The organism is Bacteroides fragilis, from assembly GCF_019583405.1.
In the GTDB taxonomy this organism is placed as follows: Bacteria; Bacteroidota; Bacteroidia; order Bacteroidales; family Bacteroidaceae; genus Bacteroides; species Bacteroides fragilis_B.
Map to the genome: position 1 here is coordinate 130,083 of NZ_SZUU01000012.1, position 17,677 is coordinate 147,759.

Sequence of the window (17,677 nt, forward strand, 5' to 3'; positions counted from 1 at the left end):
GCCATTATTGTTAAACCTCCTTAAGGAAATGCCTATCCGTCACTTTTTATTTGTTATTTTGCACCAAATTCGGGTGGAGTGTGTCCTGACGTTTCGGGGTACGCTTAAATATGCAGATAAAACCAATGAATAAACTCACTATAAATGCCTGTCCGCTATGTGGGAGCACACATTTGAAATGTGCTATGACCTGTACGGATTTTTATGCTTCCGGTGAACAGTTTGATTTGTACACCTGCGAAGATTGCGGATTTACTTTTACACAAGGAGTCCCGGTAGAGGCGGAGATAGGCAGATATTACGAAACACCTGATTATATTTCCCATTCGGACACGAAGAAAGGTGCCATGAATGCCATTTACCATCATGTACGTCAGTATATGCTTGGAAGAAAAGCGCGTTTGGTGATGAAAGAGTCCCATCGAAAAAACGGGAGGATACTGGATATCGGTACAGGTACCGGTTATTTTGCCCATACGATGCAGAATAGGGGATGGGAAGTGGAGGCTGTGGAAAAGAGCGGGCAGGCCCGTAATTTTGCGCGCGAACATTTCGGGCTGAATGTGAGGCCGGAGGCCGCATTGAAAGAATTAGTGCCGGGAACGTTCGATGTAATCACGTTGTGGCACGTCATGGAGCACTTGGAACATTTGGACGAAACGTGGGAATTGTTACGTGAACTGTTGACCGAGAAAGGGGTATTGATAGTGGCTGTGCCCAATTGTTCGTCGTATGATGCGATGAAATACGGGAAGTACTGGGCTGCTTATGATGTACCCCGTCATTTATGGCATTTTACGCCTGCCACGATTCAGCAGTTCGGGTCGAAGCACGGATTTATTCTGGCAGCCCGTCATCCGATGCCGTTCGATGCTTTCTATGTATCGATGCTGACGGAGAAACACAAGGGGAGTGCTTACTCTTTTGTGAAAGGTATGTGGACCGGAACGGCGGCGTGGTTGAGTGCCCAGGCTAAAAAGGAACGGAGTAGTTCGATGATTTATGTATTCAGAAAGAAACGCTGATGAAGAGTAAAAGCAGAAATAACGCTGTGTCATATTTTGATATGCAGTTCATCACTTCCAGCATCAGTACCACGTTGGTACTTTTGTTATTGGGACTTGTGGTGTTCTTTGTATTGGCGGCCAATAATTTGTCTGTCTATGTGCGGGAAAATATTAATTTTTCCGTGCTTATCAGTGATGATATGAAGGAGACAGATATTCTGAAGTTGCAGAAACGGCTGAATAATGAACCTTTTGTGAAAGAGACAGAATATATCTCGAAAAAACAGGCATTGAAAGAGCAGACGGAAGCCATGGGAACCGATCCGCAAGAGTTTTTGGGGTATAACCCGTTTACGGCTTCAATAGAAATTAAATTGCATTCGGACTATGCGAACTCTGACAGTATTGCGAAAATAGAGAAACTGATTAAAAGAAATACCAATATACAGGATGTGCTTTATCAGAAAGACTTGATTGACGCGGTAAATGAAAATATCCGTAATATCAGCCTTGTTCTGCTGGCATTGGCCGTGATGTTGACATTTATCTCTTTTGCGCTGATTAATAATACGATCCGGCTGGCTATCTATTCGAAACGTTTCTTGATACATACGATGAAGCTGGTAGGGGCGAGTTGGGGATTTATCCGTCGCCCGTTTTTGAAAAGGAATATATGGAGTGGGGTATTAGCTGCTTTTATTGCAGATACGATCCTGATGGGGGCCGCTTACTGGCTGGTATCTTATGAGCCTGAATTGATTCGGGTAATTACGCCTGAAGTCATGTTACTGGTATCGGGCGCAGTATTGGTGTTCGGAGTGGTCATCACTTTCTTGTGTGCTTATCTTTCTATTAATAAATATCTGAGAATGAAAGCAAGTACGCTATATTATGTGTAATTCCGGATTTATAGATGTAAATAAATTAATGTAAATAACAATGGGTGATAAACAAAAATTTGCCTTCGATAAAACGAACTTCATTCTGCTTGCTATCGGCATGGCAGTGGTTATTCTGGGCTTTATCCTGATGACAGGGCCTTCATCGTCGGAAACGGTGTTTCAGGCGGACATTTTCAGTGTGAGAAGAATTAAGGTGGCTCCGGTGGTCTGTTTCTTGGGCTTTATTTTTATGATATATGGCGTGATGCGCAAACCCAAAACAAAAGAATAAAACAGGATGGAATGGTTTGAAGCACTGATCCTTGGATTGATCCAGGGACTGACTGAGTATTTACCGGTAAGCAGTAGCGGGCATTTAGCCATTGGTTCGGCTTTATTTGGTATAGAAGGAGAAGAAAATCTGGCATTTACCATTGTGGTGCATGTAGCCACTGTGTTCAGTACATTGGTGATTCTGTGGAAAGAGATTGACTGGATTTTCCGTGGTTTATTTAAGTTTGAGATGAACAGTGAAACACGCTATGTAATCAATATCTTGATTTCGATGATTCCTATTGGTATCGTCGGGGTGTTTTTTAAAGATGAAGTGGAGGCCATTTTTGGCTCGGGTTTGCTGATTGTTGGCTGCATGCTGTTGCTGACGGCTGCGTTACTGTCGTTTTCGTATTATGCAAAGCCACGCCAGAAAGAGAACATCTCGATGAAGGATGCATTTATCATTGGTTTAGCTCAGGCGTGTGCGGTATTACCGGGATTATCTCGTTCGGGCAGTACGATTGCAACCGGTTTGTTATTGGGCGATAATAAAGCTAAACTGGCACAATTTTCTTTCCTGATGGTGATACCTCCTATATTGGGAGAGGCGCTGCTGGATGCTATGAAGATGATAAAAGGTGAGGCTATTGCGGGCGATATTCCTACTTTGTCATTGATAGTAGGTTTCATTGCGGCTTTTGTTTCAGGTTGCCTGGCTTGTAAGTGGATGATTAATATCGTGAAGAAAGGTAAGTTGATTTACTTTGCTATTTATTGTGCAATAGTTGGAGTGGTCACCATTGTCGTTTCACAATTGCAATAAATTGCGGATGAATTTTAAAGAAGGAGAAGTACTTTATTTTAATAAACCGTTGGGATGGACGTCTTTTAAAGTCGTGGGGCACGCCCGATACCATATTTGCCGACGGATAAAAGTGAAGAAACTGAAGGTTGGACATGCAGGTACACTCGATCCCTTGGCAACAGGGGTGATGATTGTTTGTACAGGCAAGGCTACCAAGAGAATAGAGGAGTTTCAGTATCATACGAAGGAGTATGTGGCTACCATACGGTTGGGCGCTACTACTCCGTCTTACGATCTGGAACATGAAATTGATGCTACATACCCTACGGAGCATATTACCCGGGAGTTGGTGGAAGAGACGTTGAAAACGTTTGTTGGCGAGATACAGCAGATACCTCCCGCTTTCTCGGCTTGTAAGGTAGATGGTGCACGCGCTTACGATTTGGCCCGTAAAGGCCAGGAAGTGGAGTTGAAGCCGAAATTGCTGGTGATTGATGAGATAGAGTTGTTGGAGTGTAATTTACCGGAAATTAAAATACGGGTGGTATGCAGCAAGGGAACTTACATCCGTGCATTGGCACGCGACATCGGAGAAGCCTTGCAAAGCGGTGCACATCTGACCGGATTGATACGTACCCGTGTGGGGGAGATAAAGCTGGAGCAATGCCTGGATCCTGCAAAGTTTGCAGAATGGATAGATCAGCAGGAAGTGGAGATATCTGAGTGAAATAGAAAAGTAAGAAATAAAATAATTAATAAACGCACATTATTATCATGAAACTGTCGCAATTTAAATTTAAGTTACCCGAAGAAAAGATTGCTTTGCACCCTACAAAGTATAGGGATGAATCGCGCTTGATGGTACTCCACAAGCGTACGGGAGAGATTGAGCACAAGATGTTTAAGGACATCCTGAACTATTTTGATGATAAAGACGTGTTTGTATTCAACGATACCAAGGTATTCCCTGCCCGTTTGTACGGAAATAAGGAAAAAACCGGTGCGCGTATCGAAGTGTTCTTACTGCGTGAGCTGAATGAAGAGCTGCGTTTGTGGGACGTATTGGTAGATCCGGCACGTAAAATCCGTATAGGTAATAAGCTTTACTTCGGTGATGACGATTCAATGGTGGCTGAGGTAATTGATAATACTACTTCGCGCGGACGTACGCTCCGTTTTCTATATGACGGTCCTCATGACGAATTTAAAAAAGCATTGTATGCGTTAGGTGAAACTCCGCTGCCGCATACGATTCTTAACCGTCCGGTGGAAGAAGAAGATGCAGAACGTTTCCAGTCTATTTTCGCTAAAAACGAGGGAGCCGTGACAGCACCTACTGCGAGTCTGCACTTCAGCCGTGAATTGATGAAGCGCATGGAGATAAAGGGCATAGACTTTGCGTATATCACATTGCACGCAGGACTCGGTAACTTCCGTGATATCGATGTGGAAGACCTGACAAAGCATAAGATGGACTCTGAGCAGATGTTCGTAACCGGAGAAGCTGTTAAGATTGTGAACCGTGCCAAGGATCTTGGTAGGAATGTATGTGCTGTGGGAACGACTGTGATGCGCGCCATTGAAAGCACGGTGAGCACAGACGGGCATTTGAAAGAGTATGAAGGATGGACGAATAAGTTTATTTTCCCGCCGTATGACTTTACAGTGGCTAATGCTATGGTGTCCAACTTCCACATGCCACTTTCTACTCTGTTGATGATTGTGGCTGCCTTTGGTGGTTACGAGCAGGTAATGGATGCATATCAGATAGCATTGAAAGAAGGCTACCGTTTCGGTACTTATGGAGATGCGATGCTGATTTTGGATAAGTGATGAGAATATATCTGGGATTAGGTACTAATTTGGGTGATAAGGAGTTGAATCTTCGTGTCGCTGTACAGAAAATAGAAGAGCGGATAGGGAAAGTGATTTCCCTGTCCGCTTTTTATGCTACTGCCCCCTGGGGATTTCAATCTGATAATAACTTTCTGAATGCTGCGGCGGGAGTGGAGACATCTCTGTCTCCTTTCGATATACTTGAAAGGACCCAGCGGATAGAGCAGGAAATAGGGCGTTTACATAAATCACATGATGGAGTATATAGCGACCGTCTGATTGATATTGACCTCTTGCTTTATGGTGATAAGATATTACAGGACGAAAGGCTTTCATTGCCTCATCCATTGATGGCCGAACGAAAATTTGTTTTGGAGCCGCTTGCCGAAATCGCACCGGACGTTGTCCATCCGGTACTTCATAAAACAATCAGAGAGTTATTTCTGGTTCTTTCGTAATTTACGAACCATCAGATGTCGGGGCAGGTAGGCTACGCAGCCGATCAGCACGGCATACAATATGCGCAAATCGTCGAAAGGCTGGTGGTTCAGATAACAAATAAAGGCATAAATGCCCACTGTGACAGCAATATACACCAGTAGTGTAATGGCGGTTTTTAGTTTATTTTTCATAAGGCAGTCTGTTAATACGAAGCAAAAGTAGCAATAAATCCAAAATATTATCTACCTTTGCCTGTGAAATGAAGTGTGGAAAGATTTGAGTAGCTTGCAACCACAGAAAAAAATGCTAAAACAACATTCCCTTCTGTATGCGCTTTCTACTCTTTTTTAATCTCTGTCCGCATTCATAATTTATAATTCATAATTCATAATTTTATTATGGGATATTTATTCACATCCGAATCGGTGTCTGAAGGACACCCCGATAAAGTGGCCGATCAAATATCGGACGCTGTGCTTGACAAACTGTTGGCTTACGATCCCAGTTCGAAAGTAGCTTGCGAAACCTTAGTGACTACCGGACAGGTGGTACTTGCGGGAGAAGTGAAAACAGGTGCTTATGTTGATTTACAACTGATAGCACGTGAAGTGATCCAAAAGATTGGTTACACGAAAGGCGAATACATGTTCGAAAGTAATTCGTGCGGTGTATTTTCTGCCATTCATGAACAGAGTGCCGACATCAACCGTGGTGTAGAGCGTGAGGACCCTATGAATCAGGGGGCAGGTGACCAGGGAATGATGTTTGGTTATGCAACCAACGAAACTGAGAACTATATGCCGTTGTCGCTTGACCTGGCACATAGAATACTTCTTGTATTGGCCGATATCCGCCGGGAAGGTAAAGAAATGACTTATCTCCGTCCGGATGCAAAGAGCCAGGTAACTATTGAATATGACGATAACGGTACTCCCGTGCGTATTGATACAATTGTTGTTTCAACACAGCATGATGAATTTATATTGCCGGCTGATGGTTCTGCTGCTGCCCAACTGAAGGCGGATGAAGAGATGCTGGCGGTAATCCGGAAAGATGTGATTGAGGTATTGATGCCTCGTGTCATTGCGTCTATCAACCACCCGAAGGTTCTTGCTTTGTTCAATGATAATATTGTTTATCACGTAAATCCGACCGGTAAATTCGTTATTGGCGGTCCGCACGGAGATACAGGATTAACCGGACGTAAGATTATTGTTGATACCTACGGTGGTAAAGGGGCTCACGGTGGTGGCGCTTTTTCCGGTAAAGATCCCAGTAAAGTAGACCGCAGTGCTGCTTATGCTGCTCGTCATATTGCTAAAAACCTTGTAGCTGCCGGTGTTGCCGACGAAATGTTGGTACAGGTTTCTTATGCTATCGGGGTGGCGCGTCCGATTAATATTTATGTAAATACATACGGCCGCAGTAATGTGAAAATGAGTGATGGTGAAATCGCCGGAAAGATTGATGAGCTGTTTGACCTCCGGCCAAAGGCTATTGAAGATCGCTTGAAACTCCGTTATCCGATTTACAGTGAAACGGCCGCTTACGGACACATGGGGCGTGAACCCCAGGTAGTGACTAAGCATTTTCAGTCTCGTTATGAAGGTGACCGGACTATGGAGGTAGAGTTGTTTACATGGGAAAAACTTGACTATGTGGACAAAGTGAAAGAAGCTTTCGGTTTGTAATCAGCGTAGCTTTACAGCTATTTATTATAGGAGGGCCGCACTTGTTTTTATCCCATATAGGGAGAAAACAAGGCGGTCTTCTTCTTTTCTCCTTGAAATTTGGTACTTTTGCACCGTGTTTAACCAAACCCATGTAAGAAATGAACCAAATAACTTCCGTATGTGTATATTGTGCTTCAAGTACGAAAATAGATCAGATTTATTTTGATGCGGCTGTACGATTAGGGCAGCTGTTAGCAACCCGGCATATCCGTTTGATAAATGGAGCAGGGAATATAGGATTGATGCGGTCGGTGGCTGATGCCGTATTACAGAACGGAGGCGAAGTGACCGGAGTGATCCCTCACTTTATGGTAGAGCAAGGGTGGCATCATAACGGTCTGACGGAGCTTATTGAGGTGGACAGTATGCACGAACGTAAACGACTGATGGCTGAAAAGAGTGATGCTGTGATTGCATTGCCCGGAGGATGCGGGACTTTGGAAGAGCTACTTGAAATTATCACCTGGAAACAGTTGGGGCTTTATCTTAAACCGATCGTGATATTGAATACCAATGGCTTCTTCGATCCATTGTTGGCAATGCTTGACAAAGCCATAGACGGTAATTTTATGAGGAAACAACATGGAGATATCTGGCATGTAGCCCATACTCCGGAAGAGGCTGTGCATTTGGTTCATTCAATACCCGTATGGGACAGTTCCATCCGTAAGTTTGCTGCTATATGATTTCTCCTCAGGACTCTGTCGGCGTGCAGGTGGCAGATACTTTGCCGCAGACCTTCCATGAAGCTTGTGTGCCAAAAGATACATTGGCGGCGGTTGATTTACAGGCAGTGAGCGAGACGGTTACAGGGGTGGAAGGCATATCGATCCCTTACTCTCCAAGGACGGATGACGGGTTGGCAATGGTACTGCTGGGATGTTTCTTTATTTCTTCGTATGTGTTGGCGCGCAGTAAGAAATTTCTGTTGCAACAAGTCAAAGATTTTATGTTGCATCGTGAGAGAACAAGTATTTTTGCTTCCTCTACAGCAGCTGATATGCGTTATCTGTTATTGTTGATTGTGCAGACTTGTGTTCTTGGAGGTGTATGTATCTTTAACTATTTTAATGATGTCCGGCCTTCACTGATGGAGCGCGTTTCGCCTCATTTACTTTTAGGAGTTTATGTTGCTGTATGCATACTCTATTTTCTGTTCAAGTGGATTATATATTCGTTTTTGGGGTGGGTGTTTTTTGACAAAAGTAAAACAGATATATGGTTGGAGTCTTATTCTACACTGATTTACTACCTTGGATTTGCTTTATTTCCGTTTGTTTTGTTTCTGGTCTATTTTGATCTGAATGTTACCTTTTTAGTTTCAATTAGTTGCATTTTGGTAATTTTTACTAAAATATTGATGTTTTACAAGTGGCTAAAGCTTTTTTCCTGTAATATTTATGGGGTTTTCCTTTTAATTTTATACTTTTGTGCCCTTGAAATCATACCTTGTTTAATAGTCTATCAGGGTCTGATTCAGCTAAATAATGTTTTGATAATAAATTTTTAGGACGTTGAAAATTAAGAAAGTATTAGTGTCGCAGCCTAAGCCTGCTTCAGAGAAATCTCCTTATTACGACATTGCTGAAAAGTATGGTGTAAAAATAGATTTCCGCCCCTTCATCAAGGTTGAGAGCGTCTCTGCGAAAGAATTCAGACAACAGAAAGTATCGATTCTTGATCATACGGCTGTTATATTTACCTCACGCCATGCGATTGATCATTTCTTCCATTTATGTACGGAGTTGCGTGTGACGATCCCTGAGACGATGAAGTATTTCTGTGTAACAGAAGCTGTTGCTCTTTATATTCAGAAATATGTTCAGTATCGTAAGCGTAAGATTTTCTTCGGAGCTACGGGTAAGATTGAAGATTTGATTCCTTCGATTGTGAAGCATAAAACAGAGAAATATCTCGTTCCGATGTCGGATGTACATAACGATGACGTGAAGAATCTGCTGGATAAGAGTAATATTCAGCATACGGAATGCGTAATGTATCGTACTGTTAGTAACGACTTTATGGAAGGAGAGGAGTTTGATTATGACATGCTGGTATTCTTTAGCCCTGCCGGAGTTTCTTCATTAAAAAAGAACTTCCCTGATTTCGATCAGAAGGATATCAAGATCGGAACATTTGGATCGACAACAGCACAGGCTGTTCGTGATGCAGGACTCCGTCTGGACCTGGAAGCACCTAATGTAAAGGCTCCTTCAATGACGGCTGCTCTCGATTTGTTTATTAAGGAAAACAATAAAGGAAAATAAATGAAACGGTGAACAGCAAACGGTAAACAATGAACAGGCATATTTATCTGTAGCATTGTTTACTGTTTGTTGTTTGCCGTTTATAATTATTATGGCAAATACCTTGTGCAAGGCCGAAAGGCTGAATAGTAAGATTCTGATTGAGAAGATGTTTGCAGGCGGCTCTAAGTCGTTTTCCATCTTTCCGTTGCGTGTGGTGTATATGCCTGTAGAAAATCAGGATGCTCAGGCATCTGTTTTATTGAGCGTTTCGAAGAAACGATTTAAACGCGCGGTAAAGCGGAATAGAGTGAAACGCCAATTGCGTGAAGCGTATCGGTTGCATAAGCATCTACTATTGCAGACTTTAACCGATAGACAACAACAGTTGGCTATTGCTTTCATTTATCTTTCGGACGAATTAACGTCCTCGGCCGAAATAGAGGAGAAAATGAAGATTCTGCTGGCTCGTATCAGCGAGAGATTGGTATGAAACGTCTGCTTTCATACATATTATTGCTTCCCATATACTTTTACAGGGCTTGTATTTCGCCCATGACCCCTCCTTCATGTCGTTTTACGCCTACTTGTTCGCAGTACGCTATTGAAGCGATTAAGAAACATGGTCCTTTTAAGGGGCTTTATCTTGCCGTCAGGCGGATACTTCGTTGTCATCCGTGGGGTGGATCTGGGTATGATCCCGTGCCTTAGTGATTTATGAATATTCTGGATATACATACGCACCGGCTGCCTGCAAAACCGGGGCAGGCAATACAAAATTGTCAGCCGGCAGAATTTGCTCCGTTGGGCGGTGCTTACTATTCTGTGGGGATTCATCCCTGGTACCTGACCCGTGAGAATTTCATCCACCAGTGGGAACTGTTGTTGTCAGCTATCCATTCTCCTCAGGTTCTTGCAATTGGCGAAGCAGGTCTCGACAAGTTGGCACAGACGGACTATGTGTTGCAGCAGGAAGCGTTTGAGAGGCAGGCTATACTTGCACACGAAATGGAATATCCGTTAGTAATTCATGCGGTGCGATCAGCAGATGAAATTATTCGCTTTAAAAGGAAAATGCAGCCTTCTAACCCCTGGATTATACATGGTTTCCGCGGGAAAAAAGAATTGGTTCTGCAATATATCCGGGAGGGAATTTATCTTTCACTGGGAGAGAAGTATCAGGAGGAAGCGCTTCGACAGATACCTTCGGAATACTTGTTTCTGGAGACAGATGAAAGTCTGATAGATATCCATAGCCTTTATGAGCGAGCTGCTTTACTTCTGGAGGTGCCTGTTTGCAAACTCATGCAACAAGTACAGCAAAACATTAATAACGTCTTTTTTAGGCAATAAGAGTTGCTTGTTCCGATAAAGAGTCGTACTTTTGCCCTAATTAAACTTTAAAACTTATTATCATTCGATGAATTTTGTAGAAGAACTAAGATGGCGTGGAATGGTGCATGACATGATGCCCGGCACAGAAGAGTTATTGGCGAAAGAACAGGTTACTGCTTATTTGGGTATTGATCCGACAGCCGATTCGTTGCATATCGGACACTTATGCGGTGTGATGATCTTGCGACACTTCCAGCGTTGCGGCCATAAACCATTGGCCTTGATTGGTGGTGCAACAGGTATGATTGGCGATCCTTCGGGTAAGTCGGCAGAACGTAATCTGCTCGATGAAGAGACTTTACGCCACAATCAGGCTTGTATCAAGAAGCAGCTGGCTAAGTTTTTGGACTTCGAATCTGATGTTCCTAATAGAGCCGAATTAGTGAACAACTATGATTGGATGAAGGAGTTCAGTTTCTTGGATTTTGTTCGTGAAGTGGGCAAACACATCACTGTAAACTACATGATGGCTAAGGAATCAGTAAAGAAGCGCCTGAACGGTGAAGCCCGTGACGGATTGTCGTTTACAGAGTTTACTTATCAGTTGTTGCAGGGTTATGACTTCCTTCACCTCTATGAAACCAAAGGATGTAAATTGCAGATGGGTGGTTCCGATCAGTGGGGAAATATCACTACCGGTACTGAGTTGATTCGCCGTACCAATGGTGGTGAGGCTTATGCACTGACATGTCCGTTGATTACCAAAGCTGACGGTGGAAAGTTTGGTAAGACAGAATCCGGTAATATCTGGTTGGATCCTCGTTATACGTCTCCTTATAAATTCTATCAGTTCTGGCTCAATGTGAGTGACTCTGACGCAGAACGTTATATCAAGATATTTACTTCGCTTGATAAGGCAGAAATCGACGGGTTGGTTGCTGAACATAATGAAGCTCCGCATTTGAGAGCACTTCAGAAACGTTTGGCAAAGGAAGTAACTGTGATGGTTCATTCCGAAGAGGATTACAATGCTGCGGTAGACGCATCTAATATCTTGTTTGGCAATGCTACATCCGATGCGTTGAGAAAGTTGGACGAAGACACGCTTCTGGCTGTGTTCGAAGGTGTTCCTCAATTCGAGATTTCACGTGATGCATTGACAGAGGGAGTGAAAGCAGTTGATCTGTTCGTTGACAATGCTGCTGTATTTGCTTCAAAAGGTGAAATGCGTAAACTGGTTCAGGGTGGCGGTGTTTCTTTGAATAAAGAGAAGTTGGCTGCTTTTGATCAGGTGATTACTACTGCTGATCTGCTTGATGAAAAATATCTGTTGGTTCAGCGTGGTAAGAAAAACTATTATTTGATTATCGCAAAATAAGAAGTTTTCTTTTCCGCCTTTCATTCAAAGGGGCGGAATAAGTGAAACTTTAATATAAAAAAGAGGATGTCTCAAAAGGGGGTGCCATGTAATAGGCAAATTGACCCTGTGAGACATCCTTTTTCTTTGTGGAGTGGCAGATTAGTGCTTTTCTGCTTTATCTGCCGGGAGTTCTTTTAGTAATTCTTCTACTGCCGTCTTCAATTGCGTATCTTCACCTTTGACGATTGTTTCCGGTGAGTTGGCAACTTTAATGTCCGGTTCCAGCTGTGTGTTTTCCAGATAGCTTCCATCCGGGAGTCGATAGCCTATGACAGGAATACCGAATACCAGAGATGGGTCTTGCAGGCGTTCCCACGAAACACTGGTCATAGTTCCCGGTACGGGCATACCTACCAATTTACCCAATTTCTGGTGGCTGTATACCCATGGTGTACCGTGCGCATTCGAGTAATTGGCTTCACATGTCAGCATGATAGATGGTTTGTTCCATCGGCGGCTGGGCATATCGCATGCTTCGCGTCCGCGAATAACCTGAGTGAAATACTTCTTGCCGCTGAACAACACTTCGATATCTTCGTGAAGGCGGCCACCACCATTGAAACGGGTGTCTATAACGATACCTTCGCGGTTATTGTATTTTCCTAAAATATCCGAGTAGACGGAACGGAAACTGCCATCACCCATCGACTGTATGTGTACATATCCCAGACGTCCGTTGGACCATTTGTCTACATCGGCCGCCCGTTGTTTCACCCAGCGTTTGTAAAGCAGATTGTTGAGGGTTCCGTTGCCGACCGGGATTACTACTTCTTCCCACCGTTCACCGTTTTGCGGATTGTATAGCGAAACAAGCGTCTTCTTATTGGCTTTGTCATTCAGTAACGTCAGATAATCTGTTTTGGGAGTTATTGCCTGCCCGTTGATCTTTTCAATGACAGTTCCGGCTTTCACCTTCGAGCGGGCGTGATCAAACGGCCCTTTTTCAATCACTTCCATGATCAATGCACCTTTTCCTTTGTGATTCCAGTCTGTAAGCACTCCCAAACTGGCTGTGGCATCTCCCGGAATGGATGGAGAGAAGCGGCCGCCGGTATGCGATACATTCAGTTCACCCAGCCATTCGCTCAGCAATTCGGCAAAGTCGTAGTTGTTATTGATGTGCGGCAGGAATTTGCGGTAAGCAGCAGACATGGCATCCCAGTCTACTCCGTGCATGTTGGAGTTGTAGAAACGTTTCTGCTGCTGCTTATATACATGGTCGAACATATATTCTCGTTCTGCAGCTAAATCCATTTTCATCTCTGCTTTATAGCTGATCGGTTTCAGAGTCTCTCCGCTGAGGTCCATTTTCTGCATGGTGTTGCCTCCCAGGACAAACAGGGTTTTTCCTTCTTTGTCCATATTCATAGAAGCCCATCCGGCATTCATTTTATGAAGCAGCTTGGTTTCTTTTTTGCGGAGATCCATTTTCCATAGGTCAAATCCACCTTCGAATGCTGACAGATAGTAGAGGGTTTCACCGTCTTTTGAGATGATGGTACTGCCCAGATTCGAAGAATTGGGAGTGAGGCGGATGATACGGTCTTCGAGCCCATTCAGCTCCACTACGATGTTTTTTACCTCGTCTTTCTTTTCAGTCTCTGCTTTGGGATCTTTCTTTTTGTCTTTTTTCAGGTTAGTAGAAGCTTTTTCTTTATCCTTCTGTTGCTCCTTTTCCAGTTCTTTCTGCAATTCATAATCCTCTTTACTCAGACGGAACTTATCGAAAGCATCCTGATTGAGGAATACCAGCATGGCATCGTTTTGTGAACCCCAGGAAGCATGTGCACGCATCCCATATCGTTCGGTCGTGAACAAGATGGCATTGCCGTCCAGTGCCCAACGGGGAGATCCGCTCATGTAACCACTGTTAGTCAGGTTGATGATCGGGCTGCCACCCTGTGCACTCACTAATCCTATGTCTGAATATGGATCATGCCGGTTACCGATAAACTCGAGTGTGAACCATTTTCCGTCAGGTGACCATTGGTAGTCGAAATTTCCGTCGGTGCTGAACCAAGTGGATCCATCGGTGATCTGGCGAACCTTTTTCGTGTCTAAATTAACTACCATCAAGCGGTTGCGGTCCTCTATAAACGCCAGTTCTTTACCGTCCGGTGAGAATTGCGGATAAGCCCGTTCCACGGTTGTGGAGGGCAGTAACACTTCTTCTTCGATGATAGTGGCATTCGGGAAGTTGGCTTCCTCTTTACGGGCTATTTTAGCCAGGAAAAGTTGCCAGTTGCCGTTACGTTCGCTTGCGTAGGCCAAGGTACGGTTGTCCGGAGCGAATGTGAGTCCGGCTTCGCGTGCAGGTGTTTGGGTGATTTGTTTTGTGGTTGTATAATCTGTCGAGGTCACAAATACTTCTCCCCGTACGATAAACGCAATCTGTTTTCCATCCGGCGATACGGTTCCCGATGTCGCTCCGTTTGTAAAAGTCAGGTCTGCTATTTTATCCTGATCATCGCGGACAATGTCTATGTCCGTTTTTTGTGGCGTGGCATTACCTTTTTGAGTATATATTTCCCCGTCATACGCATAGCATAACGTTCCGTCATGACTCATTGACAAGAAACGCACAGGATGTGTTTTGAAAGATGTCACCGTTTTAAGAGACTGTGTGTTGTCCAATGGGAAGTTGTAGACATTGAACGAGCCTTCGCGTTCACTTAATATATATACACTTTTTCCGTCCGGTGAAAGGATGGGGTTGCGGTCTTCTCCGGCGTGATTGGTCAGGTTGGTATGTTTTCTTGTTTTGGTGTTGTACATCCAGATGTCACGGGTGATGGACGAAGTGTGATGTTTCCGCCATTCATCTTCAAAACCTTTACGGTCCTGATAAAGGAAGAATTCCCCCGATGTTGCATAACAAACTGCTTCGGCCGGGGTGCCCAGCACCTGTTCCGTACGTCCTCCATTTGCAGGGACCTTGTATAGCTCTGTCATGGCTGTTGTCGGGAACATGGCGCTTTGTGCGGGATCTTGGATGGATGCTGAAAATAGAATATATTTTCCGTCCGGTGTAAAAGTTGAAGGGAGTTCGGATGCAGAATGGGTAGTCAGTCTTTGTGCCGTACCTCCTGTCGCCGGCAATATAAAAATGTCAAAATTGCCATTACGGTCGCTGGCAAAAGCGATTTGCTTACTGTCCGGCGACCAAATCGGTGTGCATTCATACGATGGTTGTGTTGTAAGCTGGGTGGCTACCCCTCCTCCGGCAGGTACTTTGTAAATATCTCCTTTGTAACAGAATGCTATTTCTGTTCCGTCCGGCGAAATCTGTACGTCGCGCATCCATAGTGGTGATGCGGCATTGCCGGTAAGCGTGGTGAGACCCAATGCAATGCATACAAAAAGTTTTCTCATACTTACTGAATTTATTCGTTTACTTTATTGATTTCTGTAAGTACAAAGGTAGCAATTAGCTGCGGCTAATGAGACTTATTATACAAAAAAGTCTAAAAAGATTTGGAAAATAACTTGCATGGCATTATCTTTGCATCGCTTTTTAACAGAAAGCGCAAGAGCTTGTCCTATGGTGTAATGGTAGCACAACAGTTTTTGGTTCTGTTTGTCTAAGTTCGAATCTTGGTAGGACAACAACTTTTATAAGGAAAAACATTAAATCCCGCTAAATAGCCATATTTAGCGGGATTTTTCTTTTCATCCTCACCCTTTTTATGGATCAATAAGTAGCTCTGAGAGGTTCCTCAGGCATCTTGAAATAAACTCACCACAAAGTTAGATTCCAAATCCCGAAAGCTTCCGGATAAGCTTACTTCGAATTTTTAGGGAAACAGTCCTTTCATGCAACTTTCTTTCATCTTGGCAGCCAAGATGAATTTGGATTCCTCTCTTAAGCAAGTTTTCTTTTGATGTTTCGGTACTTTGGATCGAATGAAATCTTATTTTTCGATTTGTTCTTTAGCTTCTTGTGCTTCTTTCTATGGTTTTTGCGCTACTTGGAGTACAAGCGAAGGGTATTCAGACAGACTTTTATTATCTTGAAATTTTCTTCTATTTCTTTCTTTTTGCCTATTTTTGCCTATTCGTTAATACTAAAATCTAATAATCAATGAAACGTCGCGATTTTCTGAAGTGTTCACTTGCTGTAGGAGCAAGCTTGGCAACCTCTCCGTTGACTTATGCATTTAATGGTGAAAACCAAGAGTCAAACAATGATTCGTCCGGACCCTCTAAGGCTCCTGCCACAAAAGGAGGGAAACCACATATCATTTTTATTATGAGTGACCAGCATCGTGGAGATGCTTTACATTGCATGGGGAACAAAGCCGTCATTTCTCCTAACATAGATAAGTTGGCTCAGGAAGGCAGCTTGTTTGTATGTGGTTATAGTTCTGCCCCCAGTAGTACGCCTGCGCGTGCCGGCTTGCTTACGGGGATGTCTCCATGGCACCATGGGATGTTGGGGTATGGAAAGGTCGCTTCCAAATATAAATATGAAATGCCCCGGATGTTGCGCGATTTGGGCTACTATACTTTTGGAATAGGGAAGATGCACTGGTTCCCACAGAAAGCCTTGCATGGCTTTCATGCTACATTGGTAGACGAGAGCGGGCGTAGTGAAACCCGTGATTTTATTAGTGACTATCGAGAATGGTTTCAGTTGCAGGCACCCGGGAAGAACCCGGATTTAACGGGAATCGGGTGGAACAATCATAATGCCGGAACTTATAAACTTGAGGAAAGATTACATCCTACGGCCTGGACGGGGCAAACAGCCTGTGAATTAATACGGAATTATGAAAGTGATCAGCCTCTGTTCCTGAAAGTCTCTTTTGCCCGCCCTCATAGTCCGTATGATCCTCCGAAACGATATTTGGATATGTATGAAACGGCAGATATCCCCGTACCGTTTGTTGGGGATTGGTGTGGAAAGTATGCTGAACGCAAAGATCCGGAAAAGGTTGCGAAAGACGCAGCTTTCGCGAATTTTGGAGAAGAATACGCAGTCAATTCCAGACGCCATTATTATGCGAATGTGACGTTTATTGATGATCAGATTGGGCAGATTATTCAGGCCCTGAAAGAGAAAGGAATGTACGAAAACTCAATCATTTGTTATACGGCCGACCATGGTGATATGTTGGGTGACCATTATCATTGGCGGAAAACCTATGCCTACGAAGGTTCGGCGAAGATTCCTTATATTATAAAATGGCCTTCTGTCATGACTACACAGGCTATTAAAGGAAAACGAATAGAACAGCCGGTAGAGTTACGTGATTTTTTGCCTACCTTCATCGAACTTGCAGGGGGAACGGTACCGGATGATATGGACGGTAAGTCTTTGGTTGCACTGGTTTCAGGAAATAATGATGGCTGGCGGAAATATATTGATCTGGAACATGCCACCTGCTATAGTGCCGATAATTATTGGTGTGCGCTTACTGACGGTAAAATGAAATATATCTGGTTCATTCATACGGGCGAAGAGCAGTTGTTCGATTTAAGTGCAGATCCCGGAGAACGGAGAAATCTTTTTGGGGACAGTCGTTATGCAGACCGGTTGGCTGAGATGCGTAAAGCAATGGTTTGTCACTTACAAGAGAGAGGAACAGATTTTGTAAAAGATGGAAAGCTGGTAGTAAGAGATCAGACCTTACTTTATAGCCCTAATTATCCAAAAAATTGATGTTATTTATCTGTGCAGGATAATTGGGCGCAATT

18 protein-coding genes and 1 tRNA gene are annotated in these 17,677 nt (G+C 43.7%); 17 read left to right on the forward strand and 2 right to left on the reverse strand.

What is annotated here, in order from left to right; translation table 11 throughout:
• Nucleotides 1–125: 125 nt before the first annotated feature.
• Genes FDF36_RS19605 through folK form a run of 7 tightly spaced genes read left to right on the forward strand, consistent with a single transcriptional unit; the run spans nucleotide 126 to nucleotide 5,263 of the window.
• On the forward strand, nucleotides 126–1,025 hold the full coding sequence (locus tag FDF36_RS19605; RefSeq protein ID WP_005779720.1) for a class I SAM-dependent methyltransferase: 900 nt from the start codon (nucleotides 126–128) through the stop codon (nucleotides 1,023–1,025).
• Nucleotides 1,025–1,906, forward strand: coding sequence for a cell division protein FtsX (locus FDF36_RS19610; RefSeq protein WP_005779718.1), 882 nt, complete (start codon nucleotides 1,025–1,027; stop codon nucleotides 1,904–1,906). The genes FDF36_RS19605 and FDF36_RS19610 overlap by 1 nt, the downstream gene beginning before the upstream one ends.
• A gap of 40 nt (nucleotides 1,907–1,946) precedes the next feature.
• The gene (locus FDF36_RS19615; protein ID WP_005779716.1) at nucleotides 1,947–2,180 is read left to right on the forward strand and encodes a DUF3098 domain-containing protein; all 234 of its coding nucleotides are present in this window, start codon (nucleotides 1,947–1,949) and stop codon (nucleotides 2,178–2,180) included.
• A 6-nt stretch (nucleotides 2,181–2,186) separates the two neighbouring features.
• Complete coding sequence (locus tag FDF36_RS19620) at nucleotides 2,187–2,987, forward strand: undecaprenyl-diphosphate phosphatase (protein WP_005779713.1); 801 nt, start codon at nucleotides 2,187–2,189, stop codon at nucleotides 2,985–2,987.
• A 7-nt stretch (nucleotides 2,988–2,994) separates the two neighbouring features.
• Nucleotides 2,995–3,696, forward strand: coding sequence for a tRNA pseudouridine(55) synthase TruB (gene truB / locus FDF36_RS19625; RefSeq protein ID WP_220392479.1), 702 nt, complete (start codon nucleotides 2,995–2,997; stop codon nucleotides 3,694–3,696).
• Between the two features lie 47 nt (nucleotides 3,697–3,743).
• The gene (gene queA / locus FDF36_RS19630; protein ID WP_195317723.1) at nucleotides 3,744–4,802 is read left to right on the forward strand and encodes a tRNA preQ1(34) S-adenosylmethionine ribosyltransferase-isomerase QueA; all 1,059 of its coding nucleotides are present in this window, start codon (nucleotides 3,744–3,746) and stop codon (nucleotides 4,800–4,802) included.
• Nucleotides 4,802–5,263, forward strand: a complete 462-nt coding sequence (gene folK / locus FDF36_RS19635; RefSeq protein WP_005812402.1) for a 2-amino-4-hydroxy-6-hydroxymethyldihydropteridine diphosphokinase — start codon at nucleotides 4,802–4,804, stop codon at nucleotides 5,261–5,263. The genes queA and folK overlap by 1 nt, the downstream gene beginning before the upstream one ends.
• On the opposite strand, the gene FDF36_RS19640 is transcribed toward folK, so the two are convergent.
• Nucleotides 5,243–5,437 (reverse strand): hypothetical protein, encoded by a 195-nt coding sequence (locus tag FDF36_RS19640; RefSeq protein WP_195317722.1) that lies wholly within the window; start codon nucleotides 5,435–5,437, stop codon nucleotides 5,243–5,245. The two genes, folK and FDF36_RS19640, sit on opposite strands and share 21 nt — an antisense overlap.
• A gap of 207 nt (nucleotides 5,438–5,644) precedes the next feature.
• Between FDF36_RS19640 and metK the strand changes: the two genes are divergently transcribed.
• The 8 genes from metK (at nucleotide 5,645) to tyrS (ending at nucleotide 11,938) form a co-directional block, all read left to right on the forward strand.
• Entirely contained in the window at nucleotides 5,645–6,937 is a 1,293-nt protein-coding gene (gene metK / locus FDF36_RS19645; protein WP_220392480.1) for a methionine adenosyltransferase, read from the forward strand.
• A gap of 140 nt (nucleotides 6,938–7,077) precedes the next feature.
• A complete protein-coding gene (locus FDF36_RS19650) occupies nucleotides 7,078–7,665 on the forward strand; it encodes an LOG family protein (RefSeq protein ID WP_220392481.1) in 588 nt (195 codons plus the stop codon).
• Entirely contained in the window at nucleotides 7,662–8,489 is an 828-nt protein-coding gene (locus FDF36_RS19655; protein ID WP_220392482.1) for a DUF4271 domain-containing protein, read from the forward strand. Before FDF36_RS19650 ends, FDF36_RS19655 begins: the two co-directional genes overlap by 4 nt.
• Before the next feature lie 4 nt (nucleotides 8,490–8,493).
• A complete protein-coding gene (locus FDF36_RS19660; protein ID WP_220392483.1) occupies nucleotides 8,494–9,246 on the forward strand; it encodes a uroporphyrinogen-III synthase in 753 nt (250 codons plus the stop codon).
• A 91-nt stretch (nucleotides 9,247–9,337) separates the two neighbouring features.
• Nucleotides 9,338–9,718 (forward strand): ribonuclease P protein component, encoded by a 381-nt coding sequence (gene rnpA, locus FDF36_RS19665; protein ID WP_220392484.1) that lies wholly within the window; start codon nucleotides 9,338–9,340, stop codon nucleotides 9,716–9,718.
• A complete protein-coding gene (yidD, locus tag FDF36_RS19670) occupies nucleotides 9,715–9,936 on the forward strand; it encodes a membrane protein insertion efficiency factor YidD (protein ID WP_005779696.1) in 222 nt (73 codons plus the stop codon). The genes rnpA and yidD overlap by 4 nt, the downstream gene beginning before the upstream one ends.
• 6 nt (nucleotides 9,937–9,942) lie before the next feature.
• A complete protein-coding gene (locus FDF36_RS19675; RefSeq protein WP_220392485.1) occupies nucleotides 9,943–10,578 on the forward strand; it encodes a TatD family hydrolase in 636 nt (211 codons plus the stop codon).
• A 67-nt stretch (nucleotides 10,579–10,645) separates the two neighbouring features.
• A complete protein-coding gene (gene tyrS, locus FDF36_RS19680) occupies nucleotides 10,646–11,938 on the forward strand; it encodes a tyrosine--tRNA ligase (protein WP_005779687.1) in 1,293 nt (430 codons plus the stop codon).
• Between the two features lie 141 nt (nucleotides 11,939–12,079).
• On the opposite strand, the gene FDF36_RS19685 is transcribed toward tyrS, so the two are convergent.
• Nucleotides 12,080–15,352, reverse strand: a complete 3,273-nt coding sequence (locus FDF36_RS19685) for a S41 family peptidase (protein WP_220392486.1) — start codon at nucleotides 15,350–15,352, stop codon at nucleotides 12,080–12,082.
• Between the two features lie 163 nt (nucleotides 15,353–15,515).
• On the opposite strand from FDF36_RS19685, the gene FDF36_RS19690 reads away from it, so the two are divergent.
• Nucleotides 15,516–15,586, forward strand: a tRNA-Gln gene (locus FDF36_RS19690).
• Nucleotides 15,587–16,061: 475 nt separating this feature from the next.
• Nucleotides 16,062–17,642, forward strand: a complete 1,581-nt coding sequence (locus FDF36_RS19695; protein WP_220392487.1) for an arylsulfatase — start codon at nucleotides 16,062–16,064, stop codon at nucleotides 17,640–17,642.
• Nucleotides 17,643–17,677 lie beyond the last annotated feature (35 nt).

Bases quoted from the DNA above. Each gene is read 5' to 3' on its own strand.
- FDF36_RS19655 (WP_220392482.1), top strand. From the start codon at position 7,662: ATGATTTCTCCTCAGGACTCTGTCGGCGTGCAGGTGGCAGATACTTTG.
- yidD (WP_005779696.1), top strand. From the start codon at position 9,715: ATGAAACGTCTGCTTTCATACATATTATTGCTTCCCATATACTTTTAC.
- FDF36_RS19615 (WP_005779716.1), top strand. From the start codon at position 1,947: ATGGGTGATAAACAAAAATTTGCCTTCGATAAAACGAACTTCATTCTG.
- tyrS (WP_005779687.1), top strand. From the start codon at position 10,646: ATGAATTTTGTAGAAGAACTAAGATGGCGTGGAATGGTGCATGACATG.
- FDF36_RS19685 (WP_220392486.1), bottom strand. From the start codon at position 15,352: ATGAGAAAACTTTTTGTATGCATTGCATTGGGTCTCACCACGCTTACC.
- folK (WP_005812402.1), top strand. From the start codon at position 4,802: ATGAGAATATATCTGGGATTAGGTACTAATTTGGGTGATAAGGAGTTG.
- FDF36_RS19610 (WP_005779718.1), top strand. From the start codon at position 1,025: ATGAAGAGTAAAAGCAGAAATAACGCTGTGTCATATTTTGATATGCAG.
- FDF36_RS19640 (WP_195317722.1), bottom strand. From the start codon at position 5,437: ATGAAAAATAAACTAAAAACCGCCATTACACTACTGGTGTATATTGCT.
- FDF36_RS19650 (WP_220392481.1), top strand. From the start codon at position 7,078: ATGAACCAAATAACTTCCGTATGTGTATATTGTGCTTCAAGTACGAAA.
- rnpA (WP_220392484.1), top strand. From the start codon at position 9,338: ATGGCAAATACCTTGTGCAAGGCCGAAAGGCTGAATAGTAAGATTCTG.
- FDF36_RS19605 (WP_005779720.1), top strand. From the start codon at position 126: ATGAATAAACTCACTATAAATGCCTGTCCGCTATGTGGGAGCACACAT.
- FDF36_RS19620 (WP_005779713.1), top strand. From the start codon at position 2,187: ATGGAATGGTTTGAAGCACTGATCCTTGGATTGATCCAGGGACTGACT.
- truB (WP_220392479.1), top strand. From the start codon at position 2,995: ATGAATTTTAAAGAAGGAGAAGTACTTTATTTTAATAAACCGTTGGGA.
- metK (WP_220392480.1), top strand. From the start codon at position 5,645: ATGGGATATTTATTCACATCCGAATCGGTGTCTGAAGGACACCCCGAT.
- FDF36_RS19695 (WP_220392487.1), top strand. From the start codon at position 16,062: ATGAAACGTCGCGATTTTCTGAAGTGTTCACTTGCTGTAGGAGCAAGC.
- queA (WP_195317723.1), top strand. From the start codon at position 3,744: ATGAAACTGTCGCAATTTAAATTTAAGTTACCCGAAGAAAAGATTGCT.
- FDF36_RS19675 (WP_220392485.1), top strand. From the start codon at position 9,943: ATGAATATTCTGGATATACATACGCACCGGCTGCCTGCAAAACCGGGG.